Annotated in this window: 27 protein-coding genes; 16 read left to right on the top strand and 11 right to left on the bottom strand. The window is 55.8% G+C overall.

Annotated elements, in window-relative coordinates:
• Position 1 precedes the first annotated feature (1 nt).
• From MKFW12EY_RS14965 to MKFW12EY_RS14975, 3 genes are all read left to right on the top strand, one after another.
• A complete protein-coding gene (locus tag MKFW12EY_RS14965) occupies positions 2 to 925 on the top strand; it encodes a diguanylate cyclase domain-containing protein (protein WP_054759781.1) in 924 nt (307 codons plus the stop codon).
• A 94-nt stretch (positions 926 to 1019) separates the two neighbouring features.
• The gene (locus MKFW12EY_RS14970; RefSeq protein ID WP_064025014.1) at positions 1020 to 1745 is read left to right on the top strand and encodes a sulfite exporter TauE/SafE family protein; all 726 of its coding nucleotides are present in this window, start codon (positions 1020 to 1022) and stop codon (positions 1743 to 1745) included.
• A gap of 12 nt (positions 1746 to 1757) precedes the next feature.
• Positions 1758 to 2711, top strand: coding sequence for a sigma-54 interaction domain-containing protein (locus MKFW12EY_RS14975; RefSeq protein ID WP_054759779.1), 954 nt, complete (start codon positions 1758 to 1760; stop codon positions 2709 to 2711).
• Between the two features lie 80 nt (positions 2712 to 2791).
• On the opposite strand, the gene MKFW12EY_RS14980 is transcribed toward MKFW12EY_RS14975, so the two are convergent.
• The 10 genes from MKFW12EY_RS14980 to smc all read right to left on the bottom strand — a co-directional run bounded on the left by MKFW12EY_RS14980 (position 2792) and on the right by smc (position 13933).
• Entirely contained in the window at positions 2792 to 3532 is a 741-nt protein-coding gene (locus MKFW12EY_RS14980) for a PP2C family protein-serine/threonine phosphatase (protein ID WP_054759777.1), read from the bottom strand.
• 4 nt (positions 3533 to 3536) lie between these two features.
• Positions 3537 to 4280: a pyridoxine 5'-phosphate synthase gene (pdxJ, locus tag MKFW12EY_RS14985; RefSeq protein WP_064021057.1), complete on the bottom strand. Its 744-nt coding sequence runs from the start codon at positions 4278 to 4280 to the stop codon at positions 3537 to 3539.
• Between the two features lie 41 nt (positions 4281 to 4321).
• A complete protein-coding gene (gene recO, locus MKFW12EY_RS14990; RefSeq protein ID WP_221053292.1) occupies positions 4322 to 5023 on the bottom strand; it encodes a DNA repair protein RecO in 702 nt (233 codons plus the stop codon).
• Positions 5023 to 5913: a GTPase Era gene (gene era / locus MKFW12EY_RS14995; RefSeq protein WP_054759775.1), complete on the bottom strand. Its 891-nt coding sequence runs from the start codon at positions 5911 to 5913 to the stop codon at positions 5023 to 5025. Before era ends, recO begins: the two co-directional genes overlap by 1 nt.
• On the bottom strand, positions 5910 to 6593 hold the full coding sequence (rnc, locus tag MKFW12EY_RS15000) for a ribonuclease III (protein WP_064021055.1): 684 nt from the start codon (positions 6591 to 6593) through the stop codon (positions 5910 to 5912). The genes era and rnc overlap by 4 nt, the downstream gene beginning before the upstream one ends.
• Positions 6590 to 6967 (bottom strand): DUF4845 domain-containing protein, encoded by a 378-nt coding sequence (locus tag MKFW12EY_RS15005; protein ID WP_054759773.1) that lies wholly within the window; start codon positions 6965 to 6967, stop codon positions 6590 to 6592. Before MKFW12EY_RS15005 ends, rnc begins: the two co-directional genes overlap by 4 nt.
• 80 nt (positions 6968 to 7047) lie before the next feature.
• Positions 7048 to 7824, bottom strand: a complete 777-nt coding sequence (gene lepB / locus MKFW12EY_RS15010; RefSeq protein WP_064021053.1) for a signal peptidase I — start codon at positions 7822 to 7824, stop codon at positions 7048 to 7050.
• 12 nt (positions 7825 to 7836) lie between these two features.
• Positions 7837 to 9636 carry a translation elongation factor 4 gene (gene lepA / locus MKFW12EY_RS15015; RefSeq protein WP_221053293.1) on the bottom strand — a complete coding sequence of 600 codons (1800 nt, stop codon included), beginning with the start codon at positions 9634 to 9636 and terminating at the stop codon, positions 7837 to 7839.
• 68 nt (positions 9637 to 9704) lie between these two features.
• A complete protein-coding gene (locus MKFW12EY_RS15020; protein WP_054759769.1) occupies positions 9705 to 10436 on the bottom strand; it encodes a cell division protein ZipA C-terminal FtsZ-binding domain-containing protein in 732 nt (243 codons plus the stop codon).
• The gene (gene smc, locus MKFW12EY_RS15025; RefSeq protein ID WP_221053294.1) at positions 10436 to 13933 is read right to left on the bottom strand and encodes a chromosome segregation protein SMC; all 3498 of its coding nucleotides are present in this window, start codon (positions 13931 to 13933) and stop codon (positions 10436 to 10438) included. Before smc ends, MKFW12EY_RS15020 begins: the two co-directional genes overlap by 1 nt.
• A gap of 222 nt (positions 13934 to 14155) precedes the next feature.
• Here smc and MKFW12EY_RS15030 point away from each other — a divergent pair, with 222 nt between their 5' ends.
• A complete protein-coding gene (locus MKFW12EY_RS15030) occupies positions 14156 to 15340 on the top strand; it encodes a GGDEF domain-containing protein (RefSeq protein WP_054759766.1) in 1185 nt (394 codons plus the stop codon).
• Between the two features lie 76 nt (positions 15341 to 15416).
• On the opposite strand, the gene MKFW12EY_RS15035 is transcribed toward MKFW12EY_RS15030, so the two are convergent.
• Positions 15417 to 15770, bottom strand: coding sequence for a hypothetical protein (locus tag MKFW12EY_RS15035; protein WP_157199228.1), 354 nt, complete (start codon positions 15768 to 15770; stop codon positions 15417 to 15419).
• A 278-nt stretch (positions 15771 to 16048) separates the two neighbouring features.
• Between MKFW12EY_RS15035 and queF the strand changes: the two genes are divergently transcribed.
• The 12 genes from queF to der all read left to right on the top strand — a co-directional run bounded on the left by queF (position 16049) and on the right by der (position 26999).
• Positions 16049 to 16438 carry a preQ(1) synthase gene (gene queF, locus MKFW12EY_RS15040; RefSeq protein WP_054759762.1) on the top strand — a complete coding sequence of 130 codons (390 nt, stop codon included), beginning with the start codon at positions 16049 to 16051 and terminating at the stop codon, positions 16436 to 16438.
• A gap of 5 nt (positions 16439 to 16443) precedes the next feature.
• Entirely contained in the window at positions 16444 to 16728 is a 285-nt protein-coding gene (locus MKFW12EY_RS15045; protein ID WP_054759759.1) for an EscU/YscU/HrcU family type III secretion system export apparatus switch protein, read from the top strand.
• Positions 16725 to 17585, top strand: coding sequence for an archaetidylserine decarboxylase (gene asd, locus MKFW12EY_RS15050; protein ID WP_054759755.1), 861 nt, complete (start codon positions 16725 to 16727; stop codon positions 17583 to 17585). The genes MKFW12EY_RS15045 and asd overlap by 4 nt, the downstream gene beginning before the upstream one ends.
• Before the next feature lie 115 nt (positions 17586 to 17700).
• Entirely contained in the window at positions 17701 to 18045 is a 345-nt protein-coding gene (gene yajC, locus MKFW12EY_RS15055; protein ID WP_082409689.1) for a preprotein translocase subunit YajC, read from the top strand.
• Between the two features lie 76 nt (positions 18046 to 18121).
• The gene (gene secD / locus MKFW12EY_RS15060) at positions 18122 to 19969 is read left to right on the top strand and encodes a protein translocase subunit SecD (protein WP_054759751.1); all 1848 of its coding nucleotides are present in this window, start codon (positions 18122 to 18124) and stop codon (positions 19967 to 19969) included.
• A gap of 139 nt (positions 19970 to 20108) precedes the next feature.
• The gene (ndk, locus tag MKFW12EY_RS15065; protein WP_064021045.1) at positions 20109 to 20540 is read left to right on the top strand and encodes a nucleoside-diphosphate kinase; all 432 of its coding nucleotides are present in this window, start codon (positions 20109 to 20111) and stop codon (positions 20538 to 20540) included.
• Positions 20515 to 21627 carry a dual-specificity RNA methyltransferase RlmN gene (gene rlmN / locus MKFW12EY_RS15070; RefSeq protein WP_054759813.1) on the top strand — a complete coding sequence of 371 codons (1113 nt, stop codon included), beginning with the start codon at positions 20515 to 20517 and terminating at the stop codon, positions 21625 to 21627. The genes ndk and rlmN overlap by 26 nt, the downstream gene beginning before the upstream one ends.
• On the top strand, positions 21617 to 22375 hold the full coding sequence (pilW, locus tag MKFW12EY_RS15075) for a type IV pilus biogenesis/stability protein PilW (protein WP_064025036.1): 759 nt from the start codon (positions 21617 to 21619) through the stop codon (positions 22373 to 22375). The genes rlmN and pilW overlap by 11 nt, the downstream gene beginning before the upstream one ends.
• Positions 22376 to 22390: 15 nt before the next feature.
• On the top strand, positions 22391 to 23686 hold the full coding sequence (gene hisS, locus MKFW12EY_RS15080) for a histidine--tRNA ligase (protein WP_221053295.1): 1296 nt from the start codon (positions 22391 to 22393) through the stop codon (positions 23684 to 23686).
• 23 nt (positions 23687 to 23709) lie between these two features.
• On the top strand, positions 23710 to 24363 hold the full coding sequence (locus MKFW12EY_RS15085) for a YfgM family protein (RefSeq protein WP_221053296.1): 654 nt from the start codon (positions 23710 to 23712) through the stop codon (positions 24361 to 24363).
• Between the two features lie 28 nt (positions 24364 to 24391).
• Positions 24392 to 25603 carry an outer membrane protein assembly factor BamB gene (gene bamB / locus MKFW12EY_RS15090; RefSeq protein WP_064021040.1) on the top strand — a complete coding sequence of 404 codons (1212 nt, stop codon included), beginning with the start codon at positions 24392 to 24394 and terminating at the stop codon, positions 25601 to 25603.
• Positions 25604 to 25607: 4 nt separating this feature from the next.
• Positions 25608 to 26999 (top strand): ribosome biogenesis GTPase Der, encoded by a 1392-nt coding sequence (gene der / locus MKFW12EY_RS15095; RefSeq protein WP_221053297.1) that lies wholly within the window; start codon positions 25608 to 25610, stop codon positions 26997 to 26999.

Raw genomic sequence — 26999 nt, forward strand, 5'->3', positions numbered from 1 at the left:
CATGGAAAACCCGAAGGCCCATACCGTGCTGGCAGTGGATGACAGTCCGGAAAATTTGGATTTAATCAAAAACATATTGGAGCCTTACTACCACGTCAAAGTCGCCGTCAACAGCGAATTGGCGTTGCAAATTGCCGCCAGCCAGTTGCCGGATCTGATCCTGCTGGATATCGTGATGGACGGGACCGATGGCTACCAGACTTGCCTGCAACTCAAAGCGCAGGACAAGACCCGCAACATACCGATCATTTTTCTGACGGCCAAACATTCCGAAGAGGACGAAGTGCACGGCTTTCGCATCGGCGGCAACGATTACATTACCAAGCCCTTCTCTCCATCCATCGTCTTGGCCCGGGTCAGAACCCAAATCCAACTGAAAACCAAATCCGATTTGCTGGAAAAATTGGCATCGCTGGACGGTTTGACCGAGATCCCCAACCGCCGCGCCTTCGATGCGGCCCTGGAACGGCAATGGAACCAATCCAAACGTACCGGCATGCCGCTGTCGTTGATGATCGCCGATATCGATTCGTTCAAACAATACAACGACTTTTACGGCCACCCGATGGGCGACGAATGTTTGAAACGGGTCGCTGGTGCATTGCAAAGCATGACCCACCGCCCCGAAGATTTGGTGGCGCGGCTCGGCGGCGAGGAGTTCGCGATTTTGCTGCCCAATACCGACAGCATCGGCGCCATGCTGCGGGCCGAACAATACCGCGAGGCCGTCGAGGCTTTGAAAATCCGCCACGTCAGCAACAACCCCACAGCATTCGTCACCATCTCCGCCGGGGTCGCCAGTTTACGGGCCCATGCCCACGACCAATACGCGATCTTGTTAAAAGCGGCAGACGATGCGTTATATCAAGCCAAAAATCAAGGCCGTAACCGGGTCTGCGCCAACAACCTGACAGAGATTCCGTGACGGCCGCAGCGCACGCCGGCATCGAGAGTATCCGGGAAACCGGCTATAATCCAACTCCACATCCACCACCGATCGGCGCCGCTTCGTTCCGCATATGCACGTTTATCTCGATTTCAACGCATCGTATCTTGCCGCATTCGTGATGGGCCTGCTCAGCAGCCTGCATTGCATCGGCATGTGCGGCTCCATCATCGGCACACTGACGTATAGCCTGAAACCCGAGCTGCGCAACGACAAGCGGCGTTTGTTCGAAATCGTACTGAATTACAACCTGGGGCGAATTTTCAGCTACGCGCTGGCCGGAGCCTTGGTCGGCGCCGTGCAAATATTCTTGAGCATGCCGTTCAGCCAAGGCCAAGCGCACCGGTTGTTGCAGATTTTATCCGCCGCCGTGATGGCCGGCGCCGGCCTGTACCTGGGCGGCTGGTTCCCGCGTTTTGCCTATATCGAAAAAATGGGCTCGCGTTTTTGGAAATGCATCGAACCCCTGGGCCGGCGCCTGATTCCGGTGCAGAACCGCACCCAGGCCTTACTGTTCGGCATGGTTTGGGGCTGGCTGCCGTGCGGCTTGATCTACACGGCCTTGGCGTTGGCAGCGACCGCCCAAGGAATAGTCCACAGCGCAATGACCATGCTGGCCTTCGGGTTGGGGACTTTACCAGCCGTGATGGGAATCGGTATAATGACTTCGTTTCTGACTCGGCTTTCCAGACTGCGCCAATTCAAGCATGCGGTCGGGGCCTTGTTTATCATTTTCGCATTATTGGCAGCCTTTCCTTGGCTAAACCCGATGCGCGTTGAACACATTATGACGTATTGAGAGGTTTTACAGGTGGATAACTTCAATTCTATTATTGGACAGTCTCCGGCCATAGAAGCTTTAATCCGCAGCGCCCGTATCGTCGCGGCAACCGACGTTACCGTGTTGATTAAAGGCGAAACCGGCACCGGAAAAGAGGTGCTCGCCACGGCAATCCAAAAGGACAGCCCGCGCGCCAATAAGCCTTTTATCACTTTGAATTGCGCCGCTCTGCCCGAGGGTTTGGTCGAGTCGGAGATTTTCGGCCATAAAAAAGGCGCATTTACCGGGGCGATTTCCGACAAGCAGGGTTTGTTCCAAGCCGCGGACGGCGGCACGCTGTTTCTGGACGAAATTAACTCGTTACCGATCAGTATCCAGTCCAAGCTGTTACGTTTTCTGGAATCCGGCGAATGCCTGCCGGTCGGCGGCACCAAACCTTACACCGTCAACGTGCGCGTCATCGCCGCATCCAACGCCGATTTGACCAAATTGATCGAAAACAGCGAATTTCGCCAAGACTTATATTTCCGCCTGAACGTGGTGCCGTTGGAAATCCCGTCCTTACATCAGCGTAGCGAGGACATCGAAGAACTAGCCAAGCATTTCTTCGCCCATTTCTCGGCAATGCATTCGTTGGAGCCGCCAACCTTTAGCAGACAAGCCTTAAAAGCGTTGCGCAACTACAAATGGCCGGGCAACGTGCGCGAACTACGCAACCTGTGCGAAAGGCTCAGCATCCTGCTGTCCGGCAAAGTCATCGAGACGGAAAACCTGCCGCACGAATTTAGCCGCGGCACGGTGGCGCCTGGCCCCGAATTCACGCTGCCGGAATTGGGCCTGCAACTGGATGCACTGGAAGCCGATATGATTTTACAGGCGCTGACCAGAACCAAAGGCAACCGCAGCAAATCCGCCAGACTGCTAGGTATATCGCGCGATACGCTACTGTATCGGATTCAGAAACACGGCTTAGCCACCCACTAACAGACCAAGGCCGCCAATTCCGCGGCCTTTTTTATGCGAGGCAAAAACCGACCGAGGCTAATAATTTCCAATCGGCCGTTTTAACGTTTGCGCACCCATTGCACCGTGACGTTATCGCTTTTGCCCTGAGCCCGCAGCACGGCCATTTTCGCCATCTTCTGCAACTCCGGTTTGGCGCTGGCCGGTTGCGACAATTGCAACAATTCGGGCTCTTTGACAAACTCCCAAAAACCGTCGCTGCATAAGATGAAGGTCTCGCCGCTCGTTATCGGCGGACAACTGACTATATCGACAACCGGCGGATACAAGGCGTTAATACTCCGCGTCAATTTATGCTGGTCTGGATGGACGCCCATTTCCCATTCGCTGATCTTGCCTTCGTCGAACAATTGCTGCGGCAGCGAATGGTCTTTGGTCCGCCACAATACCCGTTCGGCGTTCAGCCGGTAAATTCGCGAATCGCCGCAGTGTGCGGTGATGGCCTGCTCCGCGTCCAGATACAGTACCGCACAAGTCGTATGCGCATTCAGCGCGACCGGATCGCCGGCAAACAGCTCGCGCATCCCGGCCACGGCCTCGACAATCCAATCCTGCACGGCCGGCACGCCGCGGCTTTGAATAGATGAGCGATACTTGTCCGCTAACGCAATCAAACAGCGGCAAAAATATTGCGAGGCTTTTTCCCCGCCATGATGTCCGCCCAAACCGTCTGCAACCACGAACAAGGCATATTCGTTACACACCCGATGCGCCATACAATCCTGATTGACCTCGCGATTACCGATCGAGGTCAATTGGTAAAACTCGAGTTCCGCCAGCATCACCCTAACCGTGCAAACGCGCCTCTCGCATCACCCGTTTCATATCCCTGACCGCCTGCTCCAGACCGGAAAACAAAGCCTGAGCGATTAAGGCGTGGCCGATATTCAATTCGACGATCGCGTCGATCCGGCAAATGGCTTCGACGTTGTGCAGATTTAAACCGTGTCCGGCATTGACCTGTAAGCCGGCGGCGTGGGCATATGCCGCCGCATCGCGAATCCGCTGCAGCTCCCGTTCGCGCTCGCCCGGAGTTTCGGCATCGGCATAGCGGCCGGTATGCAACTCGACCACCGGCGCACCGGCGGCCAGCGCCGCGTCGATTTGGCGCATATCGGGATCGATAAACAACGAGACTTCGATACCGGCCTCGGCTAACTGCCGACAAGCTTCAAACATCCTGCCGGCAGCGCCGGCAACATCCAGTCCGCCTTCGGTCGTTAATTCCTCGCGCCGCTCCGGCACCAGACAGCACGCATGCGGCTGCACTGCGCAGGCGATGGCCAACATCGGCTCGGTGACCGCCATTTCCAGATTCAACCGGGTGTGCAACAACTCCTTCAACAAGCGAATATCCCGGTCCTGAATATGTCGCCTATCCTCGCGCAAATGAGCCGTGATGCCGTCGGCACCGGCCTGTTCGGCCAGTAAAGCGGCCTGCACCGGCTCCGGGTAACGAGTGCCTCTGGCTTGCCGCAGTGTTGCGACGTGATCGATATTGACGCCCAGCAATATAGGTTGTTTTGTCATGTACTCTTAGAACCGAATAAAAATCCGGGAAAACTATAGCGTTATAAACGTTTGATTATTTTGGCTAAAACCGCACGGCTGCGCAGATGCCGACCTTGCAAGTGACCATCCAGCATTTTCCTGAGCAAGGCTTTTGCTTCGGCCAATGCCGCAGCCGGCAACTCAGATCGGCCGGCCAGCAGAGCCAACGTATCGCCGCCGACCACGCCGCCGTCGGCCTGCGCCATGCCGTAATCTGCGACAAAATTGTACCGCCGGCCGGCGGCGATCGGCTCGCCGTCGGCGCTGTATGCCAAATCGACGGCATAGCCTGCTTCTCGCAACAAATCCAGCTCGAAATAGCGTAGGGTTTGTTCGATATTCTGCGCCGCGGACAATTCGTGCAAACAACGAATGTACAGCGCGAAGATGCCCGGCTGGGGATCAGCCTTATGCACGAAGATACCGACCAATTCGTTGACATAAAAACCGCAATACAAAGCCAAGCTCTGTAGCGAATAGCTGTCGACGTATTCGGCATCGGCCAGGACTTTCAGTTCGTGCTTGCCGACATAGGACAGCTTTAACGCAGAAAACGGCATCAACAAACCGGCCGTCTTGGATTTCGGTTTTCTGACCCCTTTGGCCAAGATCGGGACCAGGCCGAAATCGCGGGTAAGCACATCTAACAACACGCTGGTTTCCCGGTACGGCCGATGTTGCAAGACGAACGCAGGCTGCAAATAAACGGCGTCGCCGTCCATCACTCGCCGAAATCGGTAAAACCCAAACTCTGCAAGGCCCGCTCGTTGTCCGACCAGCCTTTTTTCACCTTAACCCACAACTGCAAATAAACTTTCTGGCCGATCAGTTTCTCGATATCGGCACGGGCTTCGCTACCGACCTTTTTCAGCATCTCGCCCTGTTTGCCGATCACAATGCTTTTCTGGCTATCGCGCTCGACCAAAATGGCCGCGTAAATTTTGCATAATTCCGGATATTCTTCGTAACGCTCGATTTCGACCGTCAGCGCGTAAGGCAATTCGTCGCCCAAGCGCCGGGTCAATTTTTCGCGAATGATTTCCGCGGCGAAAAAACGCTCGGGCCGGTCGGTAATCTGGTCCTCCGGATAAATCGGCTCGGCTTCTGGCAACAAGGCCATGATCTGCTGCTCGAGCAGATCCAGATTGGTATTCCGCAAGGCCGACACCGGCAGAATATGCCGGAACGGATACTTGGTCTGGGCGTCGGCGAAAAACCTCAGCACGGCGTCCTTATCCTTGATTTTATCGACTTTGTTGATCACCAGAATCACCGGCAAACCGGCCCGCTCCAGTTTTTTGAAAATTTTCTCGTCGTATTCGTGCCAATACAAACCGTCCAATAACCAAACCACGACATCGACGCCTAGCAGCGTACTGTCGGCCGTTTTGTTCAGGTAACGGTTCAAGACTTTTTTCTCGTCCTGGTGCATGCCCGGCGTATCCATGAAAATCGCCTGGCCGGCTGCGGTGGTTTTGATGCCGAGAATCCTGTGCCGGGTGGTTTGCGGCTTACGGGACGTGATACTGAGCTTTTGGCCCAGCAAGTGGTTCATCAACGTCGATTTGCCGACGTTGGGCCTACCGATCAAAGCGACATATCCGCAGTTCATTTAGCCTTGGTTTGCAAAAGGTTCAACATATTTTCCGCAGCGGCCTGTTCGGCCTTTTTCCTTGAGATGCCGACGCCGTTACAGGTTTCGCTGGTGACCACGACGCTACATTTGACCTCGAAAGTCTGGGCATGGTCGGCGCCGGACATGCCGACCAATTCGTAAACCGGCAGAGGCTTGCGGTTGGCCTGCATCAATTCCTGCAGCCGGGTTTTCGGATCCTTGTTCCAATCGTCGACTTTCAAATCGGCGAATTTATCGGCAAACAGACGCAGTATCCATTGTCGGCAAACGTCGATACCCTGGTCTCTGAGCAACGCACCCATGATGGCTTCCAGCGCATCCGACAAAATCGAATCGCGGCGGAATCCGCCGCTCTTCAACTCGCCGGAACCGAGAATCAGATAATCGCCGAGATTGTGCTGCCTGGCCAATTCGGCCAGCGAACTTTGATTGACCAGACTGGCCCGCAACCGGCTCAGCACGCCTTCGCCGGCATCGGGAAACAACTCGTACAATTGCTCGGCAATGACGAAGCCGAGTACCGAATCGCCCAGATATTCCAAACGCTCGTTATTGCGGGCACCGACACTGCGGTGAGTCAACGCCATGCTGAACAACTGCGGATCGTTAAACGCCAACCCCAGTTTTACAGAGAGGATTTCGGGTTTTTTAATCACTTGTTGCCGGCTTCGAATCCTTCGTGGAACTCAACCAGCACGCTCAGATTTCCGAAGATACGCTCGACCCGCTCGTAGTCGACTTCGACCCTGACGTATCCCGGTTGCGCCACGATAGTGACGTCTTCGGGTTTGACATGTTCGACGTAGTTCATATCGAACCGCTTTTCCAGACTGGTCTTGATCTCCGATTTGGACTTGGTCACGATATCGGTGGTGTTTTCGACCGCTTTGATCGCATTGACCACACGGCTGTGGTTGATATAGATCGGTGCGATCTTCAGAATCAACAGCGTGAAGAAACCGATCAATGCCAAAATGAATGCGATCGACAAAAAGGTCAGCCCTTGCTGTTTGCGAGGTAAAGTACGCATACCGTCTCTCCTAAAGCTTAATCAAAGGGTGCATGCCGTCGCGACATGAACGCACTCCGCATAACACCCGGAAAACCGGATTACTGTAACACCGTACCCAGACGGCCGAAATCGATGCCGCTGTTTTGCCAATCCCAGTTCATCCAGATAAAGAACGCTCTGCCGACCAGGTTTGCCTCCGGCACATAGCCCCAATAGCGGCTGTCGTTGCTATTGTCGCGGTTGTCGCCCATCATGAAATAGTGGCCGGGCGGCACGACAAAAACGTCTTCGACCGACGAAGCGCCCGGCGCAACCAGTATGGAATGTTGCACCCCGGCCAAATCCTCTTCCAAACGCTCGGCACCGGTCATGTTGGCACCCTGGCCGACGCCTTGGTAACGCCCCAACGAAACCTGTTTAATCGGTGTGCCGTTGACGTAAAGCTTTTTGTCGAAATAGGCGATTCTATCGCCCGGCAAACCGATCACGCGTTTGATGTAATCGACTTCCGGCTGCTTAGGATAACGGAATACCACGATGTCGCCGCGTTTCGGCTCGCCGATTTCGACGATTTTGGTATTCAACACCGGCAGGCGGATGCCGTAGTTGAATTTGTTGACCAGGATGAAATCGCCGACCAACAGCGTCGGCATCATCGACCCGGACGGAATCCGGAACGGCTCGAACAAAAACGAACGCAGCAACAACACGATCAAGACGACCGGGAAAAACGAGCGGGCGTATTCGACCAACACCGGTTCCTTCTCGGTCGGGTATGGCAAACCGGCGCGCTTCAAATACAGGCTGTACCCTCCCCAAACGATACCGGTGACAAACGTGGCGGCGACCAAAAAAAATGAAAAATCGTAATCCATAAACTATTGCCGTTACTCTTTATTGACTTGCAACACCGCCAGAAACGCCTCCTGCGGAATCTCGATACTACCGACCTGCTTCATCCGTTTTTTACCGGCTTTTTGTTTTTCCAGCAGTTTTTTCTTACGCGTGATATCGCCGCCGTAACACTTGGCCGTCACGTTTTTACGCATCGCTTTGACTGTGGAACGGGCAATGATTTTGGAACCGATCGCGGCTTGGATCGCGACTTCGTACATTTGCCGCGGAATCAAATCCTTCATTTTTTCGACCAGATCGCGCCCCCGGTTTTGCGCCTGGTCGCGGTGGACGATGATAGACAACGCGTCGACCTTGTCGCTGTTGATCAACACATCCAATTTCACCAACGGCGCCGGCTCGAAACGGAGAAATTCGTAATCGAACGAAGCGTAGCCGCGGCTGACCGACTTCAACCGATCGAAGAAGTCCAACACCACCTCGCTCATCGGCAATTCGTAATTCAACGAAACCTGGCCGCCGACGTATTGCATGTTCTTTTGGTTGCCGCGCTTTTCGACGCACAGATTGATCACGTTACCCAAATAGGCCTGCGGCACCAGGATGTTGGCCAAGATGATAGGCTCGCGAATTTCTTCGACGGTACCGGGATCCGGCAATTTCGCCGGATTATCGACCATGACTACTTCGCCGTTATGCGTCTCCACTTCGTAGACTACGGTCGGCGCGGTAGTAATCAGATCGATGTTGTATTCGCGCTCCAGCCTTTCCTGGACGATCTCCATATGTAACATGCCGAGAAAGCCGCAACGGAAACCGAAACCCAGCGCCTGCGACGTTTCGGCTTCGTAATTCAATGCCGAATCGTTCAGCCGCAATTTGTCCAAGGCCTCGCGCATCGCGCCGAAATCGTCGGAACTGACCGGATACAGGCCGGCGAATACCCGCGGCTGCACTTTCTCGAAACCCGGCAACACCTCGCTGGCCGGATTGTCGGTCGCGGTAATGGTATCGCCCACCGGGGCACCGAAAATATCCTTGATACCGGCCACGATAAACCCGACTTCGCCGGTTGCCAGCTCTTGCTTTTCCAATTGCTTAGGCGTGAACACGCCCAGTTTGTCGACCGGATACGACTTGCCGGTCGACATCACGGTGATCTTTTGTCTACGCTTCAACGAGCCGTTGACGATCCGCACCAGCGAGACCACGCCTAGGTAGTTGTCGAACCAGGAATCGATAATCAAGGCCTGCAACGGGCCGTCTGCATTACCGCTCGGCGGCGGAATTTTCCGAATCAGTTGGTCCAGCACCGATTCGACGTTCAGACCGGTCTTGGCGCTGATCTGGCAAGCATCGTCGGCCGGAATGCCGATCACGTCCTCGATCTCGGCCATGACCCGCTCCGGCTCGGCCGACGGCAGATCGATCTTGTTCAATACCGGAACCACTTCCAGGCCCTGCTCGATCGCAGTGTAACAGTTGGCCACGCTCTGCGCTTCCACACCCTGGGCGGCATCAACTACCAGCAATGCACCTTCGCAAGCGGCTAACGAACGCGAGACTTCGTAGGAAAAATCGACATGGCCCGGGGTATCGATGAAATTCAACTGGTAGGTTTCGCCGTCGCCGGCATTGTAATCAAGCGTAACGCTTTGCGCCTTGATGGTGATGCCGCGTTCCCGTTCCAGATCCATGGAATCCAGCACTTGCGCCTCCATTTCCCGGTCGCTGAGCCCTCCGCAAATTTGAATGAACCGGTCCGCCAATGTCGATTTCCCGTGGTCGATATGGGCGATGATGGAGAAATTTCTGATATGTTTTTGATCCACTTAGCTTCTTGATAATACGTTGGTTTGTAATGACTTTACGGCGGCGGCCCTGCCGCCGGATGACGGGTTCAGGCAGTAGCCAATATTTCCCGGAATTGGGCAACCGTCTCGGCGGTCAAGGGTTGCCGTTGATTGTCCCAGACCACTCCGTCCAGTGTGTCGGCCAGGGTATCGATGGTTTCCATGAAATCGTCGAATACCGCCAACGGATTATCGACTTCGCGCGGCTGCATAAAAAATACGATACCGGGGCAGTAGAATTCATCTAAATCGGTGTCGGGAAAGGTACCGGGATCGACCATGCTGGCCACGGCAAAATCCACCATCCGGTTCGCGTCGACCCGCTCGAACACTCTGACGCTGCCGTAGCGCAAACCGACCCGCTCGAAGGCATCGAACAAATCTTCGCCGTTGAAACCTTGGTCGGCACGGGCGACGATGCTGAATTCGATCAGAACCGGCAAATGGTTACGGCTGGCGGCCGGTGCGGGAGCAGCCGGGGCTTTTTCCGGCTCGCGCCGGGCGGCAACCGCTGCTTTCGGCGACGGCTTGATGGCTTTGTCGTCTAACAGCGCATCTCCATCAACCAAATCGTCGCCGATTTCGAACACGCCGATAGCGTCTTCATCGTCTTCAACGGCAAATTCGTCCACGGTTCTGTCGTCATAAGAATCGTCGTCGTAGTAATCGTCGGCGGCGCGTTTATAACGTAGCGATTTGACGAAATGCCACAACACCATGCCGATCATCACCAGCACGCCGATCAAAATAATCACGACTCTTAATAATTCTTTATCCATCAGTTTTCCGCCATGCTTACCGCTTCATCAATATCCACCGCCACCATTCGGGATACCCCAGGCTCCTTCATGGTAACACCTGCTAGATGTTTTGCAATTTCCATTGTGACTTTGTTGTGTGAAATATACAAAAATTGGACGGTTGCCGACATGTCTTCCACCATCTTCGAAAACCGCACGACATTGGCGTCGTCGAGCGGCGCGTCGACTTCGTCCAGCAAACAAAACGGCGCCGGATTCAGTTCGAAAATGGAGAAAACCAAGGCAACCGCGGTCAAGGCCTTTTCGCCGCCGGACAACAGATGGATAGAGCTATTCCGCTTCCCGGGCGGCCGGGCAATAATGTTGACGCCGGCTTCCAGCAAATCGTCTTCGGTCAATTCCAGATAGGCCTGGCCGCCGCCGAACAAGCGCGGAAACTTCTCTTTCAGACCGTTGTTGATCTTGTCGAACGTTTCCTTAAAGCGTTGCCGGCTCTCGCGGTCGATCTTGCTGATCGCCTGGTCCAGCGTATTCAGCGCATCCACCAAGTCATCGTGCTGTTCGTTCAGGAACTTCATCCGTTCCGACTGGGTTTTGTATTCCTCGATCGCGGTTAAGTTGATCGAACCCAAGCGTTCGATCTGCTCGACCAGTTCGTCGACTTCGCGCTTCCATTGGCTTTCGCTGGCGCCGTCCCGCAGGTTGGCCAGTATGGCCTCCGGATCGGCATCCACTTCGGCCAGTTGTTCGGCTACGGTTTGTTGCCTGACCTTGCTGTCCTGCTGCTCGAAACGAATTTGATCCAGGGCTTCCTTTTGTTTTTCCAACGCCCGCTGGGTTTGCGAATATTGTTCTGCCAATTGGCTGACCGATTGCTCGCTGGCCTGCTGCGCTTGGCGCTCGGCGCGCAGGCCGTCCTCGAATTGTTGTTTTTTTTCCAACAACTCTTCCAATTGCATGCGCTCGTCGTCCAACGGCGCCAAGGCATATTGCAGCTTGTGTTCCAATTCAGCGATGCGGTCGGCCGCTTGCTGGTGCTGCACTTGCAAGCGCTCGATCTGCTTGGCGGTCAAGATTTCCGACGATTTCAACGATTCGATCTGGGCGTGCAAACGGTGCAAATGCCGGCGGGCTTCGTCGACCGAGGCATCGGTATTCTGCTGGCGGGCCTGCAGTTCCTGACTGAGCCGCTCCAATTCGGCTTTGCGTTCGCCCAAATCGCCTAAAGCCAGCTCGGCGTCCTGTTTGATCAGTTCCGCTTCGGAGATGCTCTCGACAAGCTCGGCCAGATGCTGGCCGATCTCGTCGATCTCATGATCTAACTGCTCCAGGCGGCGCTTTTGCTGTTCGAAGCGCGCGGCCTGGGCACTGTATTCGGCACTTTTTGCCGAGAACTCGGCACTCAATAATTTTTCTTTCTGCTGGTATTGCTCGCGATGGCTTTCCGCGGCTTTCAACTCGTGCTCGCAATGCTCCAGTTGCTGCTCGTGCTCGGCAATCGCCATCTGCAATTCGCTTTGCCGCAACTTTAACTCGCGCAGCTCTTTCTCGCGATGCAACACGCCGGCCTTGCTATCGCTGCCCCGGCTGACCTTGATCCAGTCCCGACCCAACCAAGTGCCGTCCGCCAGCACCACCGATTCGTGCGCCTGCAACGGCAGTTGCCGCGCCTGCCGCATCGACTCGGCGCAATAAATTCCGCTCAACAAACTGTCCAGCCGCCAACGGCTGCGGACTTTGCCGGCCAGAGTTTCTGCAGCAGCCGATCCGGCGGCGGCCGGATGGGTTTCGAACACAATCAGCGACTGCTTGTTCAACTCTTGCAACTCGGCCAAAATCGCGTCGGCGCTGTCGATGCAGATCGCTTCCAAATAGCTGCCCAACACGGTTTCGGCCGCAGTTTCCCAACCTTCGTCCGCTTCCACGAATTCAGCCAGGCGCGGCTGCTGTTCCAGCCCCATTTGCTCCAGCCAGGCGCCGAGCTCTTTCTTGTCCTTACCCATCGCATGTTGCTGCAACAATTCCAGCGAACTGATCTTGCCGTTGACTTTTTGCAATTCGGCGCGATCGGCGTGCAAGCGTTCCTGAATCTGTTTGATTTCGGGCCGCAACTCGCCGATACGTTGCAATACCGCATCCAAGTCGTGCTGCAACTGCCGGCGCTCGGCTTCGATTAGTTCGATGCTGCTATCCAACGCTTCCAATTCCAGTTGCAACTGGGTATCGGCCAAACCGTGGCGTTCGCTGTGCAATTTATCGAGCCGGGCTTGCAACTGCCTGCTTTGGTTTTCCAATTGAACCAGCTTTGTGCGTTGCACTTCGACTTGCTCCCGATAACCGGCATTTTCGGCCAGGAAAGCTTCCCATTGCTGTTGCCATTGCTGCTTTTGCAGATGCGCGTCCTGCTGGATACCCAGCAAATCTTCCTCGCGCTCCTTGGCCACCACCATGGTTTCTTCGGCCTCCAGCAGCGTCTGCCGAATTTCTTCGAGTTGCTGCCTATCCAACTCGCACTCGGCCTGCGCGTGCTCGGCTTGCTGCTTCAAGCGCTCGATCTCGACCAGGGTTTCTTCGTGGCTCTTCTGGTTGTGCTTGATGGTTTGTTCCAGCCGGCTGACCTCGGCTACCAGCGCGGTGTATTCCGCCTGCGTCGAATCCAGATGCTGCTGCTGGGCTTTTTGTTCGCCGCGTTTCAGCTCCATAGCCTTCTCAGTATCGCGCAGCAACACGAACAAGCGATTATGTTCTTCGGCAATACTCTGCAACTTGGCTTCGAGTTGTTGCGCCGAACGTTGAAAATTGCGCCAGCGCATCGCCAGCAATTCCTGTTTGAATTGCCGCTCCTGTTTTTTCAACTCGGTGTACTTTTCGGCCTTTTCGGCTTGGCGAGCCAGGTTTTTGATCTGCTTTTCCACCTCGTCGCGCAGATCGTTCAAGCGTTCCAGATTTTCCCGGGTGTGGCGCATGCGGGTTTCGGTTTCCGAGCGGCGCTCCTTATATTTGGAAACGCCGGCCGCCTCTTCGATATGGACCCGCAAATCTTCCGGCTTGGCTTCCACCATGCGCGAAATCGTACCCTGCTCGATAATCGCGTAGCTACGCGAGCCTAAGCCGGTGCCCAGAAACAAATCGGTAATATCTTTACGCCGGCATTTGGAGCCGTTGAGCATGAATAGCGACTGGCCGTCGCGGCTGACTTGGCGCTTGATCGAAATCGTTGCGTATTTGGCGTATTCGCCGCCGGCCTTGCCTTCGCTGTTGTCGAATACCAGCTCCACCGAGGCGATGCTGACCGGCTTGCGGCCGGACGAGCCGTTGAAAATCACGTCGGCCATATTGCCGCCGCGCAAGTGCTTGGCCGAACTCTCGCCCATGACCCAGCGCACCGCGTCGATGATATTGGACTTGCCGCAACCGTTAGGCCCGACGATCGCGGTCAGATTGCCGTTGATCGGTATCGTGGTGGGATCGACGAAGGATTTGAATCCAGCAAGTTTGATTTTCTCCAGCTTCATGACTGGTTAAGGGGTTCCGAACCAACTACAAAACCGTGCATTATCCTCGAAATGGCATGGCGAATGGAACGGATTTTAGGATACTGCCCGCAGCTTGCACGTTGCTTGCAAATCGGGCTATGGAATTTGCCGCTTAGCGTGCGAAAATTTTGGTTGTCCTTCGGCCGCCCCTAACACGTCTCGGCCCAAGCATTTCTAACCGGCCACAAATGGATTGATTCGATGAACCTTGACCTGCGCACGATGATGGTAATGATTGCCGTGCTCAGCTTTTTACTGTCCATCCTGCTACTGGTCGCCAGCCTGCACGCCCGCGGCATCAAGGGACTGCGCCACTGGTCGATGGCCAGCCTGTTCATCAGCTTCGGCGCCGGCCTGGCGTATCCGGCTCTGCTACCGCAGCCGGGTTGGAATATCGTTGCCGGAGCCGCCTTTCTGGCGGCGGGTTCCGCCCTGCAATTCCTGGGAATTCAAGCTTTCAAGAACCGGCCCTGCCAATGCCGCTGGCTACTGCTGGCGGTCGGCTTAGTGATTGGCTTCAGTGCTTGGTTCACGCTGTTCGAACCCAATACGCAATTGCGCGCCGTTGCCAATTCCTTGATATTTGCCGGCATCAATTTCGCCTGCGCCCGCTCGCTGCTGATTCCGCTGGCGTCCTACCAGAGAACCGCGCACTGGCTGACCGGCGCCTCTTTCGCCGTGTTGGGACTAGTTTACGTCGCCAGAGCCGTGTCGATATTTTCCGCGCCGGCGGCGGATTACGGCCTGTTCAATCCGATACCGCTCAATCCGTTGATGTTTTTTGCCGGCAGCGTCATTCAGCTATTCTTGAGCTTCGGTTTCGTCTTGATGGTGTCCTACCGGATGGCGGCCGAATTGGAAAATCTGGCTGCCATCGACGCGCTGACCGGCGCCTGGAACCGGCGCAGTTTGGACCTGGAATGCCAACGTCTGCTGGCTAGAAGCGCGCGGCGCAAAGAGGCTCTGGCCGTACTGATGCTCGATGTCGACTATTTCAAACGCATTAACGACGTTCACGGCCACCAAGCCGGCGACCAAGTCTTGAAACAACTGATACAAAACGCCAAAAGCCAGATTCGCGGCGAGGATTATCTGGCACGCTACGGCGGCGAGGAATTTTGCCTGATCCTGCCCTGCACCAACGAGAAGGAAGCCAACCATTTGGCGGAAAGACTGCGCCAGATGCAAGCCACCCGGCCGACGCATTGGCAAGGCCAATCCATCACCAGCACAATCAGTATCGGCATCGCCGGTTCGGACAGTATCGGTTTGAATTTCGCCGCACTGCTGCAAGCCGCCGATACCGCCCTGTACCGGGCCAAGCAGGCCGGACGCAATCGAGTAGCCAATTTCTCGGACATTTCGCTACAGGAATTGGGCGAGTAGCCACTGCCGCAGCTTACGCGACCGCACGGACCACGCAACCCGCTTGCCGCTAGCGGGTTGCGTTAACGGGGATGAATCAGTTCAACAGCGTGCGCACGCGGTCGGCGGAAGTGTTGCCATAGGCTGCCAAAGCTTCGGCCGGATTCCGGTTAACCCCGGAGATCAACGCTCCTAGCGCCTGCTGGGCTTGCTCCCGATTGGCGATTTGCGGAGCTCTGTCATTGGGCTGCGTAGCCGCGGCTTGCGAGCGTTTCAACGATTCTTCCGATAGCACCAGCGTATCGGTGGACACCGCCCGGTTTTCCTGGTTAGTCGCGTCCTGCTCGACCGGTTTGCGCCGCTCGGTAAGTTCTTCGGTGGCGGTTTTACGCGACCCCGTCACTTGGTTCAAGGCAACGTTTTGTTGGGGATGACTGGTATTGATTTCCATGATCGCCTCCACTGGGTGGTTAAATAATTCGATCAAAAAAGAGCCTATGGCTTTACAGTCGGAATTCTAACTCAAGCCAAAGACTTTGCTGACTATTTGTTTCTGATTTTCCGGGAAAATTCGCATCCCAGCAACCTCGGCAAACGCAGGTGGCGGCAGACCGCTCGCGGCGACCGGCTGAATCAAAAGATTAATAGCCCCGGCCTTTAAGCTGGTAAAATTTCGTCTTTGCGGCAGATTGAGCGCGGCAAACTTTTAACACCCGAGTAATTATCACGATGACCACCCAACCCAGCTCAGATTTAACCACTTTCGAAAACCCGCGCCCGGCGCGCGATTTCACGATCCGTATCGACATCCCGGAATTCACCTGCCTGTGCCCGATGACCGGCCAGCCGGATTTCGCCAAACTAACGATAGAGTACGTGCCGGACCGGCTCTGCGTGGAGTTGAAATCCTTAAAACTTTACATGTGGACCTTCCGCGAACGCGGTGCGTTTCACGAGGCGGTCACTAACGAAATTCTCGATCATATCGTTGCGGCGATTTCGCCCAATTTCATGCGCCTGCGGGCCGAATTCAATGTGCGCGGCGGCATTTACACGACAGTGGTGGCCGAGCACCGCAACCCGAATTGGCAAGCGCCGGCGCCGGTGACGCTGCCCTAAACCTCGTGAGCGGCAGAACCTTTTATAACGCCGACATTGCCGTCGCGCTCAAGTACGACGGCAAAAACGCACCCAAAGTCACCGCCAAGGGCGAAGGTTTTACCGCTCAGCAAATTTTGGCTATCGCCGAAAAACACGGCGTCCCGTTGCAAAACCAGCCGGAACTGGCGCGGATATTGGCGCAAATTCCGCTGGGCGAGGAAATCCCCCAACAACTTTACGTCGCCGTTGCCGAAGTCATCGCCTTCGCTTACTTCCTCAGCGGCAAATCACCCGATCCCGAACCATGAGCTTAAAACAGATCTGCACCGTTCTGCCCCAATACGCCCTGCCCCACCATTTGCTGTCGGGCTGGATGGCCACGCTGACCCATTGCCGCAACAAAACCTGGAAAAACCTGTTCATTCGAACCATCAGCCGGGTTTACGGCGTCAACCTGGAAGAAGCCAAGTATCAAGACCTCGAGCGCTATGCCAGCTTCAACGAATTTTTCACTCGCGAATTGAAAGACGGCGTCCGGCCGATCGCGGCCGCGGCGGAGGCGATTGCCTGCCCGGCCGACGGCGTTATCAGCCAAGCCGGGGCGATTAGCGGCGGCCGAATTTTTCAAGCCAAAGGCCACGATTATTCGGCGCTGGAATTGCTCGGTGGCGATGCCGAGCGGGCGGCCGCCTTCGAAAACGGCAGCTTCGCCACCATCTATCTGTCGCCCAAAGATTACCATCGCCTGCACATGCCGCTGAGCGGAACGCTAACGGAAATGGTGCACGTTCCGGGCCGCCTGTTCAGCGTCAATAACACCACGGTCGGAGCCGTGCCGAATCTGTTTGCCCGTAACGAACGCGTTGTTTGCCTGTTCGATACCGAGGCCGGGCCGATGGCATTGGTGCTGGTCGGGGCAATCTTCGTTTCCAGCATCGAAACAGTGTGGCATGGCGTGGTTACGCCGCCATCCATTAGCGCGCCGAGGACTTGGCGGTATCAAGACAACCCGCCGCTACTGGAAAAAGGCGCCGAAATGGGCCGCTTCAACATGGGCTCGACGATTATCGTGCTCTTTGGCCAAGACCGGACCGCCTGGAACCAGGATCTAAACGCCGGCAAGCCGGTCAAGCTCGGCGAACAGATCGGCCGCCGCTTGAAATGAGGCCAACCTTCGCCGATTCCCCGCCGACATGCGTTTAGCCGGCCTAGTGTGGCATAATGGCCGCTTGTCCGCCGAGCCGGACCATTAAAACAACGACAACAACACGAGGATTAATATGAGTTTTTTGATTTCCGACGCAATGGCTCAGACTGCGCCTGCTATTCAACAACCGGGTTTCGAGGGCATGCTGTTTCCACTGGGCATTTTGATATTTTTCTATTTCTTGTTCATTCGCCCGCAAGCCAAACGCAACAAAGAGCAGAAACAAATGCTGGCCGCACTCAGTAAAGGCGCAGAAGTCGTAACCAGCGGCGGCATTCTGGGCAAAGTCGCGGAATTGGACGATAACTTCGTCAAACTGGAAGTCTCCGACAATAGCTTCATCCAAGTGCAACGCCACGCTATTGCCAGCATGATGCCCAAAGGCACTTACAAAACCTTGAACAACAAAAAATCCTAAACCGAACCGTCGTAACCCGTTTACTTCCCGCTTTTACCCGCAACAGTCCGGCTGTTACTGCTTTAACGGAATAACCATGCAAAATCATTTCCCTGTCTGGAAAAACACTCTGGTGCTGATTATCTTGCTGATCGGTACGATCTACGCGTTACCCAATATCTACGGTAACGACCCGGCAGTGCAACTGGCGTCGTCCACGTCGGCACCGTTGCAGCAGAACCAAGCCGACGAAGTTGCCGCGACCATCAAAAACGCGGGCTTCACGCTGAAAGCGTTCGAGTTCGAGAGCGGCAAAATCCTGGCTCGGTTTAACAACACCGACGAACAAATGAAAGCCGCCGACCTGTTGCGCGAGCAATTGGCCGACAAAGCCACGGTGGCGTTGAATTTGGCCCCGGCCACGCCGGATTGGCTGCGCGCGCTGGGTGCAAATCCGATGCATTTGGGCTTGGACCTGCGCGGCGGCGTACATTTCCTGCTGGAAGTGGACATGGACAGCGCGCTGAAGCAAGCGGAAGAGCGTTACACCAACGACATCCGTACCGCCTTTCGCGACGCCAAGGTCCGCTACCAGTCGGTGACCAAAGAAGACCAAGGCATCAAAGTCGTACTGCCGAACGAAGAGTCCAGGGTTGCCGCTGCCGCGATTTTGAACAAGGATTTCCGCAATCTGGCATTAGTGGAAAGCGGATCTAACGAATTTACGTTGTCGATCCCGGAACGCGATCTGCGCGAAATCAAGAAATCGGCACTGGGTCAAAACATCACCACACTGCGTAACCGGGTCAACGAACTGGGCGTAGCCGAACCGATCATTCAGCAACAGGGCGACAGCCGCATCGTCGTACAGTTGCCCGGCGTGCAGGACACTACCCGCGCCAAAGAGTTGCTGGGCACCACGGCGACGTTGGAATATCGTCTGGTCGACGTGGAACATGACGTACAATCGGCCTTGAGCGGCCACGAACCGGCCGGCAGCCGCTTATATAAAGATAAAAACGGCAATCCAGTGTTGTTGAAACGTGCCGTCATCGTCACCGGCGACCAAATCACCGACGCCTCCTCCGGTCTGGACCAGGACGGTCAGGCGGCCGTGTTCATCACCCTGGACGGCGCCGGTGCCAAGAAAATGGGCAAAATGACCCAGGAAAATATCGGCAAGCCGATGGCCGTGGTCTTCATCGAATATAAATCCGAAACGCGCGTGGTTAACGGCGAAAAGGTGCAGCACAAGGAAAAAGTCGAGAAAGTCATCAGCGTCGCCACGATCCGCGACAGCTTCAGCAAGCGGTTCCAGACCACCGGCCTGGACAGCCCGGAAGAAGCCCGCACCCTGGCCTTGCTACTTAGAGCCGGCGCACTGGCGGCTCCGGTCGAAATCGTCGAAGAACGTACCGTGGGTCCGAGCCTGGGTCAGGAAAACATTGATCAAGGCATGATGTCGATCACCGCCGGCTTCTTACTGGTGGTGTTTTTCATGATCGGTTACTACCGCGCCTTCGGTCTGATCGCCAACTTCGCGCTGTTATTCAACGTGGTGTTGCTGATCGCAATCATGTCGGTGCTGCAAGCGACGCTGACCTTGCCCGGCATGGCCGGCATCGTGTTGACGGTTGGTATGGCCGTCGACGCCAACGTCTTGATCAACGAACGGATACGTGAGGAATTGCGTAACGGGTTGAGTCTTCAAGCCAGCATCTTTACCGGTTACGAAAAAGCCTTCGCCACGATTCTCGACTCCAACGTGACCCATTTCATCGTCGCAGTGTTGCTGTTCGGTTTCGGTACCGGCCCGGTGAAAGGTTTTGCGCTGGTACTGATGATAGGCATCGCCACTTCGGTATTCACCGCCGTCACCGGCACCCGGATGTTGGTCAACTGGTTTTACGGCGGCGACCGCCGCGACGGCAGAGTTTCTATCTGAGCCGTTCCAAAAACACCTCGCTTTGGCACCGCCGTCGGCGGTGCCAAAGCGCATTATCCGGCTAAGCGTTATCATCCCCCCGCCGGACGCGATATAATACGAAAATCTTTTCTTAACATAAGCCTACGGGAGTTAAACAATGGCAATCGAACGTACTTTCTCAATCATCAAGCCTGATGCAGTCGCTAAAAACGTGATTGGGGAAATTGTCAGCCGCTTCGAAAAAAACGGTCTGCGCATCGTTGCATCCAAAATGCTGCAATTGACCAAGGAACAAGCCGAAGGCTTTTACGCCGAACATAAAGAACGCGGTTTCTTTAACGATTTGGTTAGCTTCATGACTTCCGGTCCGGTCGTTGTCCAAGTGTTGGAAGGCGAAAATGCCGTGTTGAAAAACCGCGAGCTGATGGGTGCCACCAACCCGAAAGAAGCCGCACCGGGCACGATTCGCGCCGACTTCGCCGTCAGCATCGACGAAAATGCGGTGCACGGTTCCGATGCGCCGGAATCTGCCGCAAGAGAAATCGCTTACTTCTTCTCCGCCGATGAACTCTGCGACCGCATCCGCTAAACCGGATCCGATCAATTTGCTCGATTTCGACAGAAAGGGCCTGCAGACCTTTTTTGTCGGACTCGGCGAAAAACCGTTTCGTGCCACCCAGGTGTTGAAATGGATTTACCAGGAAGGCGTCACCGACTTCGAGCGGATGACCAACCTGAGCAAACCCCTGCGCGCTTACCTCAGCGAGAATTGCCAAATCAAAGCGCCGCAGATCGTCGCCGAACAGTTGGCCAGCGACGGCACCTGTAAATGGGCGATGCAGATGCAGTGCGGCAACCGGGTCGAAACCGTTTACATTCCGGAAGAACGCCGGGCTACGCTGTGCATTTCATCGCAAGTCGGCTGCGCATTGGCTTGCACCTTCTGCTCCACCGCCAAACAAGGCTTTAACCGCAACCTGTCGACCGCCGAAATCATCGGCCAGCTTTATCTGGCGCAACAACGGCTCGGTCCGGAACGGCGCATCACCAATGTAGTGATGATGGGTATGGGCGAACCGCTGCTGAATTTCGACAACGTCGTCGCCGCCATGAATCTGATGATGGACGACTTCTGTTACGGGTTGTCCAAACGCCGGGTTACGATCAGCACCTCCGGCATCGTGCCGGCGATGCAACGTTTGAATGCGGTTTGCGACGTCAGTATGGCGGTTTCGCTGCACGCACCGAACGACGAATTGCGTGACCAATTGGTGCCGATCAACGTCAAATACCCGTTGAAAGAATTGATGGAGGCTTGCCGCGCCTACGCCAAAACCGGGCCGCGCAAACACATCACTTTCGAATACGTAATGCTGGACGGCGTCAACGATAGCGAACGCGATGCCCATACCTTGGTGAAATTACTGAAAGACGTGCCGTCGAAATTGAACCTGATTCCGTTCAATCCGTTCCCGCAGTCCCACTACCGCTGCTCGGGCCAAAACGCAATTTTGAAGTTTCGCGATATCCTCCACAACGCCGGCATCGTCACCACGATCCGCAAAACCCGCGGCGAAGATATCGACGCGGCCTGCGGCCAACTGGTCGGCCAAGTACAAGACAAAAGCCGCCGGCATTTGAAACTGCAAGCCCAGGAAGCGGCGCATGTCGGCTAAGAAGTTGCCGGCAACGCTGTTCTGGCTATTGGTAGCAGGCGGTTGCGGCCTGCTGCCGGCCAGCCGGGAAACTCTCAGTTCGGCCGAAAAAGCCAAATTGAATTTGCAGATGGGCGCCCGTTACCTGGACATGGGCATGCTCGACGTGGCGCGAGAGAAGTTGGAAACGGCCGTCCGCCTCGATTCGGGCAATGCCGAAATCCATAATACGCTGGCGGTATTTTACGAGCGCATCAGAGACTACGATGCGGCCGACGACAGCTACCGCAGCGCATTGCAAAACAACCCGGATAGCTTCAGCATCAAAAGCAATTACGGCCGCTTTTTATGCGACCGCGGCAAATACGACAAGGCATTCGAGTTATTGAACGCCTCGCTGGAATCGGCGATGAATAACCGGCCCTGGTTTGCATTGACCAATATCGGCTTGTGCCACATCAAACAAAACGATTTCAGCCAGGCCGAAACCTATTTTCGCCGGGCGTTACAAGCGCAACCGGACTACGCGCCGGCGTTGCTGGAAATGCAGCGCATCAGCTACCAAAACCAGCAATTCATGTCGGCGCGGGCGTTTATGGAACGCTATTTGGGCGTCGCCAAACATACCCCGGAAAGCCTGTGGATAGCGTTCCAAACCGAGCGCGCACTGGGCAACGGCAAACTGGCCGAAGAATACCGCGAGCAATTACTAGGCTCGTTCCCCGCTTCCAAGGAAGCGCAACAAGTTAGAACCGCGATCAGTAAATAATCCTGCAGTAAACCCATGGCAAAACAACAACAGGCTATTCAGGCCATCCGCGGCATGCACGACATTCTTCCCGAGCAATCGCCTTACTGGCAATGGCTCGAGAGCCAAGCCCGCCAAGTATTGGCCGGATACGGCTACCAGGAAATCCGTCTGCCGATCGTCGAAAAAACCGAACTATTCAAGCGCTCGATCGGCGAAGTCACCGACATCGTCGAAAAAGAAATGTATACCTTCGAAGACCGTAACGGCGATTCTTTGACCTTACGCCCGGAGGGGACCGCCGGCTGCCTGCGCGCCTGCCTCGAGCACGGTCTGCTGCACAACCAAAGCCACCGCTTGTGGTATTACGGCCCGATGTTCCGCCACGAGCGCCCGCAAAAAGGCCGCTACCGCCAATTCTACCAATTGGGCGTCGAGACTTACGGCATGCCGGGGCCCGATATCGATGCCGAAATGATTCTGCTCAGCGACCGTTTGTGGAAACGCTTGGGCATTCGCGACATGGTGGAACTGCAAATCAACTCGTTGGGCACCAGCGACGAACGCCTGGCCTACCGCGGCACACTGGTCGAATATTTCAAACAACACTTGCATCTGCTGGACGAAGACAGTCTGCGCCGGCTAGAGACTAACCCACTGCGCATTCTGGACAGCAAGAATCCGGAGATGCAGGCAATGCTGCAACAAGCCCCGGTGTTGCTCGACCATTTGGGTGAGGAAAGTTTGGCCCATTTCGACAGTCTGAAAGCGACTTTGGACGATTTGGGCATCGGCTACCGCATCAACACCCGCCTGGTGCGCGGCCTGGATTACTACGGCAAGACCGTATTCGAATGGGTCACCGAACGGCTTGGCTCACAAGGCACCATCTGCGCCGGCGGCCGCTACGACGGCTTGATCGAGCAATTGGGCGGTAAAGCCAACCATGCGATCGGTTTTGCAATGGGCATGGAACGCATACTCGCGTTATTGGAGCTGCTGGAAACGGTTCCGGTAGCCGTCGGCGTCGACGTATTCATGATTCGGGTCGGCAACGCTGCCGAAGCCGCCGGCATGCGCCTGGCGGAAGCTCTCCGCGATCAACTGCCGCAACTGAAGTTGCAAGTCAATTGTGGCGGCGGCAGCTTTAAAAGCCAGTTCAAAAAAGCCGACAAATCCGGAGCCGAATACGCCATTGTCATCGGCGACGACGAAGCGGCCCGCGGCGAGATCGCGTTGAAACCCTTGCGCGCCGATCGGGAACAACTCACTCTCGACCACAGCCAACTCCTGCAATTCCTGCGGGACCGGCATCAACCCAAATCCCTGTAACCTGGAAAGATAAGAGAAACACCGTGGCAATTTACGATACCGAAGAAGAACAACTGGAACAGTTGAAAAAATGGTGGGAGGCCAACCAGACATCGCTAATCGCCGGCGTGGCCACGGCACTGGTATTGGTCGCCGGCTGGAACATGTGGCAAAACCATCAGACCAACCAACGCAGCCAGGCTTCGCAAATGTACCAGCAGATGCTGGAAAGCGCCGCTAAAGATAATGGCGAGTCTACCGAAAAGTTGGCCGAACGCTTGCCGAGCGAATTTCCGGGGACTGTATATGCCCATTATGCCAATTTGCAGCTAGCCAAGGCCAAAGTGCAAAAAGGCGATCTGGAAGGTGCGAAAGCCGTTCTGAAACAAGCGATTCAAACCGCGGACAGCGAACCGCTGAAACACGTGGCCCGGCTGCGCTTAATCCAGCTGATGCTGGCTTCCGGCCAATACGAGCAAGGTTTGCAATTGATCGCCGAAGTCGATCCGGCCAAAGCTGAGGGCTTCTCGGCCAGTTACGACGAATTGCAAGGCGATTTGTACGTCGCGCTCGACCGAATCGACGAAGCGCGTAGCGCCTACCAAAGCGCGATCAGAACCGGCCAAGCCACACCGCTGACTCAGTTCAAATTGGACGACGTTGCCGCGCCCGCCGTGGCACCGACTGCCGCCAATTAACGTTTTCGAAATCCGTTTCTTTTAGGCCATGCAAATAAGGAAAGCCAGATACCTGACTCTCGCGACACTGGTCGCCGGGCCATTGCTGTTGGGCGGATGCGCCGGCCTGAATGCCGGCCGGGATTTTATCTCCGGCATAACCGACTACGTGATGGGCGACGACGATAATGCCGACCCACCTGCCGCACTGCAGGAATACACGCCGGAACTGCAACTGGAAACGGTTTGGAAAGAGTCGGTCGGCACCGGTGCCGACGAAAAGTATCTGAAATTGATCCCGGCCGTAGCCGACGGTACGGTTTACGCCGCCGACTACAAAGGCCATCTGCAGGCACGCAATGCCGCCAGCGGCAATCTAGCCTGGGAAACCGATACCGAATACAGCTTCTCCGCCGGCCCCGGCCTCGGTGTCAACACCGTGGTGATGGGTACCAACACCGGCGAGGTGATCGGCTTCGACCGGGCCAGCGGCGAGCAGCGCTGGAAAACCGACGTTCCCAGCGAAGTGCAGGCCACGCCGGTGGTTAGCCGCGGCACGGTGATTATCCGTACCACCGACGGCAAGATTCTGGCCTTGCGCGAAAGCGACGGCGGTTTGGTTTGGACCTCGGAACACAGTGTGCCGGCGTTAAGCATCCGCGGCGCCGGTACGCCGATTATCATCGAAGGCAACGTCATTGCCGGCGCGGCCAACGGTAAACTGCAAGCTTTGCAGTTGAACGACGGCAAAGCGGTGTGGGAAGCTACAATTGCGATACCCAGCGGCCGTTCCGAAGTCGAACGGTTGGTCGATCTCGACGCCGATCCGGCTGCCAGCAGGGGCGCGATTTACGTTGCCAGTTTTACCGGAGGCGCTTCGTCGGTTTCCGAAATCGACGGCGATGTGCTGTGGCGTAACGAAGCCGTGTCGTCCTACACCGGACTCAGTCTGGATTACCGTTACATCTATATCAGCGATACCCAAGGCGACGTTTGGCAACTCGACCAACGTAGCGGCGCTTCGCTGTGGAAGCAAAAGGATCTGCACAACCGCCGCCTTACCGCACCGGTGGCTTACCAAAGCTATGTCGTGGTTGGCGATTTCGAAGGTTACGTGCACTGGCTGTCGGTGACCGACGGCCGCCAATTGGCACGAATCCAAGTCAGCAAAGCGGCGATTGAGGCCAAACCGGTAGTCGTGGACGATACTGTTTACATTTATGCCAAAGACGGCACCCTCGCTGCCCTGAAGGCCAGATAATTTCATGCTACCCGTTATTGCTCTTGTAGGCCGGCCCAACGTCGGCAAATCCACCCTTTTCAATTACCTGACCCGTAGCCGCGAGGCCTTGGTGGCCGATTATCCGGGGCTGACCCGGGACCGCCAGTACGGCCGGGTCAAACGCGGCGAGCGCGATTGCCTGGTAGTCGATACCGGCGGCATCACCGACGACCAGGAAGGCATCGACGCGTTCGCTAAGAAACAGGTCGAAATTGCGTTGCAGGAAGCGGACGTGGTGTTTTTTATGGTCGACGCCCGCGACGGCATCAACGCCTCCGACGACGCCATCGCCGACATGCTGCGCAAATTGGGTAAACCGGTGGTATTGGTCGTCAATAAAATCGACGGTATCGACAGCAATACGGTTACCCACGATTTCTATAGCCTGGCGCTCGGCGAACCGGTGCCGATTGCCGCCAGCCACGGCCGTAACGTACACGAATTGTTGGGGCGGATCGACGAGCTGTTACCGGAACAACCTGACGAAATTCAGGAAGAAGACCCCGGCATTGCCATCGCCATCGTCGGTCGGCCCAATGTCGGTAAGTCGACGCTGGTCAACCGTTTGCTCGGCGAAGAACGCGTCGTGGTATTCGACGAAGCGGGCACTACCCGCGACAGCATTTACATCCCGTTCGAACGCGACGGCAAGAAATTCACGTTAATCGACACCGCCGGTATGCGCCGCCGCTCCCGAGTGTCGTTGACCGTGGAAAAATTCAGCATTATCAAATCGCTGCAAGCGATCGAAAAAGCCCATGTCGTGATCTACTTGATCGACGCCCGCGAGGGTGTCACCGATCAGGATGCGCATATTTTGGGGTTGGTATTGGAGGCCGGCCGCGCCTTGATTATCGGTCTGAACAAATGGGACGGCCTCAACGCCGAACACCGCGATTTCGTAAAAAAACAAATCGAAATGAAGCTGTCGTTTCTGGACTTTGCCGAAAAACATCCGATTTCGGCCTTGCACGGCAGCGGCGTCGGCAAATTGTTCGATGTGGTGCACAGCCTTTACGATTCGGCGATGGTCGACATGTCCACACCGTTATTGACCCGAATACTGACCGATGCGCTAGCCGCGCACCAACCGCCGCTGGTCGGCGGTCGCCGGATCAAATTGAAATATGCCCACCAGGGCGGCCGCAACCCGCCGGTGGTAGTGATTCACGGCGTGCAAACCGACGCCCTGCCCGGCGCCTACAAGCGCTATTTGATGAACTACTTCCGCGATCAACTCCGCTTGAAAGGCACGCCGGTACGCTTGGTATTCAAATCGCCGGAAAATCCATTTCACGGCCAAAAAAACCAGCTCAGCGAACGCCAAATTAAAAAGCGTAAACGGTTGATCGACTTCAGCAAGCGCAAAAAATAA

Source organism: Methylomonas koyamae (assembly GCF_019669905.1).
Classification (GTDB): domain Bacteria; phylum Pseudomonadota; class Gammaproteobacteria; order Methylococcales; family Methylomonadaceae; genus Methylomonas; species Methylomonas koyamae.

Coding starts and splice junctions, on each gene's coding strand:
- MKFW12EY_RS14965 (WP_054759781.1), top strand. CDS start 2: ATGGAAAACCCGAAGGCCCATACCGTGCTGGCAGTGGATGACAGTCCG.
- MKFW12EY_RS14970 (WP_064025014.1), top strand. CDS start 1,020: ATGCACGTTTATCTCGATTTCAACGCATCGTATCTTGCCGCATTCGTG.
- MKFW12EY_RS14980 (WP_054759777.1), bottom strand. CDS start 3,532: ATGCTGGCGGAACTCGAGTTTTACCAATTGACCTCGATCGGTAATCGC.
- pdxJ (WP_064021057.1), bottom strand. CDS start 4,280: ATGACAAAACAACCTATATTGCTGGGCGTCAATATCGATCACGTCGCA.
- recO (WP_221053292.1), bottom strand. CDS start 5,023: ATGGACGGCGACGCCGTTTATTTGCAGCCTGCGTTCGTCTTGCAACAT.
- era (WP_054759775.1), bottom strand. CDS start 5,913: ATGAACTGCGGATATGTCGCTTTGATCGGTAGGCCCAACGTCGGCAAA.
- MKFW12EY_RS15005 (WP_054759773.1), bottom strand. CDS start 6,967: ATGCGTACTTTACCTCGCAAACAGCAAGGGCTGACCTTTTTGTCGATC.
- lepB (WP_064021053.1), bottom strand. CDS start 7,824: ATGGATTACGATTTTTCATTTTTTTTGGTCGCCGCCACGTTTGTCACC.
- MKFW12EY_RS15020 (WP_054759769.1), bottom strand. CDS start 10,436: ATGGATAAAGAATTATTAAGAGTCGTGATTATTTTGATCGGCGTGCTG.
- smc (WP_221053294.1), bottom strand. CDS start 13,933: ATGAAGCTGGAGAAAATCAAACTTGCTGGATTCAAATCCTTCGTCGAT.
- MKFW12EY_RS15030 (WP_054759766.1), top strand. CDS start 14,156: ATGAACCTTGACCTGCGCACGATGATGGTAATGATTGCCGTGCTCAGC.
- MKFW12EY_RS15035 (WP_157199228.1), bottom strand. CDS start 15,770: ATGGAAATCAATACCAGTCATCCCCAACAAAACGTTGCCTTGAACCAA.
- queF (WP_054759762.1), top strand. CDS start 16,049: ATGACCACCCAACCCAGCTCAGATTTAACCACTTTCGAAAACCCGCGC.
- asd (WP_054759755.1), top strand. CDS start 16,725: ATGAGCTTAAAACAGATCTGCACCGTTCTGCCCCAATACGCCCTGCCC.
- yajC (WP_082409689.1), top strand. CDS start 17,701: ATGAGTTTTTTGATTTCCGACGCAATGGCTCAGACTGCGCCTGCTATT.
- secD (WP_054759751.1), top strand. CDS start 18,122: ATGCAAAATCATTTCCCTGTCTGGAAAAACACTCTGGTGCTGATTATC.
- ndk (WP_064021045.1), top strand. CDS start 20,109: ATGGCAATCGAACGTACTTTCTCAATCATCAAGCCTGATGCAGTCGCT.
- rlmN (WP_054759813.1), top strand. CDS start 20,515: ATGAACTCTGCGACCGCATCCGCTAAACCGGATCCGATCAATTTGCTC.
- pilW (WP_064025036.1), top strand. CDS start 21,617: ATGTCGGCTAAGAAGTTGCCGGCAACGCTGTTCTGGCTATTGGTAGCA.
- hisS (WP_221053295.1), top strand. CDS start 22,391: ATGGCAAAACAACAACAGGCTATTCAGGCCATCCGCGGCATGCACGAC.
- bamB (WP_064021040.1), top strand. CDS start 24,392: ATGCAAATAAGGAAAGCCAGATACCTGACTCTCGCGACACTGGTCGCC.
- der (WP_221053297.1), top strand. CDS start 25,608: ATGCTACCCGTTATTGCTCTTGTAGGCCGGCCCAACGTCGGCAAATCC.